We start from the raw sequence: 1,755 nt of genomic DNA, 5'->3' as shown, positions 1-1,755 counted from the left end.
GACCAAACCACTTATTGACCTGCTCAACACTTACGCTCCAATTGCCATAAAGAACCGCCAAATAAGAACCATCATAGTTTAGTTCTTTTTGGCTGATGGCATCTTTGTTATAGCCAATAGACACTTTTGCAGTTACGCGGTCGCCCATTAGCACCGAAGTACCTTGAATATTGCCTTTATGTTTATTGCGTTGGCCAAAACTTTGTAAGTTGCTTGGCTCGCTATTACCGCTCACTCTGACTGATGAATAACTACCAGATTTAGCTACATTAAGGGCATGTTGTACTTTTCGAAGCGCAAAAAGCCCATCTTCAGATAGGGTCTGACGATTAATCTGAGATAGGTCTTGTGCGATGCCTTGCCACATTAATGGGTAGCTATTTACCGGACGATTAATTGCACCTTCACTTACAAGTTGTTCGATTGCAGCGCGTAAAAAAGGGTCGTCAGTGCCAATCCAAGGCTCGGCAAATAGGTTTGCTGCAAATACTAAACTACATGAGGCAGCAATATGGCTTAACTTCATTTTGCCAAGGTTTCCTTAAGGGCGTTTACAACGATAGGATCTACAAATTCACTGACATCACCACCATGAATAGCCACTTCTTTGACTAGGCTAGATGAAATAAACGAGTTTTTCTCTGCTGGCGTTAAAAATACGGTTTCAAGTTGTTTGTTTAAACGGCGGTTCATATTGGCCAGTTGAAATTCAAATTCGAAGTCTGATACGGCACGCAAGCCACGCACTAAAACCGGTGCGTTTTGTTCTTTTGCTAAATCGGCAAGTAAGCCTGAAAAGCCAATCACAGTTACATTTTCAAGATGCGATAAAATAGATTTTGCAATTTCAACACGTTGTTCTAATTCGAAAAATGGCTTTTTATTTGGGTTGTGCGCAACCGCTAAAATAACTTCATCGAACATTTTTGCTGCGCGCTCGACTAAGTCTGTATGCCCATTGGTGATAGGATCAAAGGTGCCTGGATAAATCGCTTTTACTTTCATGCTATTGGTAACTAAGTGATGATGCAGGCATTTTATCAAGCTTTAATTGGAATACCAATTAACTGGATGGACTATTTTGCCAATTGGTATTCATAGTGAGATTGTTTATACTGCGCGGTATAAAGACAGGCCGCATTTAGGATAGTTATGAGTACCAAGGATAAGATTATTCAAACCAGCATTGCGTTGTTTAACCAACATGGTGAGCGCGCAATTACTACCAACCACATAGCATCAGAAATGGGTATAAGCCCAGGTAACTTGTATTATCACTTTAAGAATAAAGAAGATATTTTGCGTCATATCTTTGGTCTGTACCAAAGTCATTTAAAAGAAAACTTTACACCAATGGATAAAAATTTGGATGTGATGGCGCAACTGGCAGGCTACCTTGATTCGTTAGTAGAGTTAATGTGGCGATTTAATTTCTTCTATAACAACTTAACGGATATTTTAGGTCGCGATAAAGAATTAAAGGCGCAATACCTTGTGCACCAAGCGCAACTAGTTGAGCAAGTTGTTGCTGTAATTAATGGTTTAAAATATGCCGAAGTAATTGCCATTGATGATTGCGATATTGAAGAGCTTGCTCATATGGTAAAGCTGACGGTAAGTTTTTGGACTCCTTATGTGAAAGCACACAGCAAAGATAGTTCGCTAACTAAACAAGATATTTTTGGTGGTATTGTAAAAGTTATCTTACTGTTCAAACCTTATGCCCAAGGCGAAGGGCTTGAACAGTTGAAAAAG

General features: G+C 39.5%; 2 protein-coding genes and 1 pseudogene. 1 reads left to right on the top strand and 2 read right to left on the bottom strand.

Annotated elements, in window-relative coordinates; translation table 11 throughout:
• A pseudogene (locus ABYD77_RS19085) lies at positions 1-526 on the bottom strand (hypothetical protein); the annotation flags it as partial.
• A complete protein-coding gene (coaD, locus tag ABYD77_RS19080; RefSeq protein WP_372771670.1) occupies positions 523-1,005 on the bottom strand; it encodes a pantetheine-phosphate adenylyltransferase in 483 nt (160 codons plus the stop codon). The gene coaD and the pseudogene ABYD77_RS19085, both read right to left, overlap by 4 nt.
• Before the next feature lie 147 nt (positions 1,006-1,152).
• On the opposite strand from coaD, the gene ABYD77_RS19075 reads away from it, so the two are divergent.
• Positions 1,153-1,755, top strand: a 603-nt coding sequence (locus ABYD77_RS19075) for a TetR/AcrR family transcriptional regulator (RefSeq protein ID WP_372771669.1), incomplete at its 3' end; no start/stop codon positions are given.

It is taken from the genome of Pseudoalteromonas sp. (assembly GCF_041629635.1).
Lineage (GTDB): Bacteria > Pseudomonadota > Gammaproteobacteria > Enterobacterales > Alteromonadaceae > Pseudoalteromonas.
This window is presented reverse-complemented; position numbering and strand designations above follow the sequence as displayed.

Coding starts and splice junctions, on each gene's coding strand:
- coaD (WP_372771670.1), bottom strand. CDS start 1,005: ATGAAAGTAAAAGCGATTTATCCAGGCACCTTTGATCCTATCACCAAT.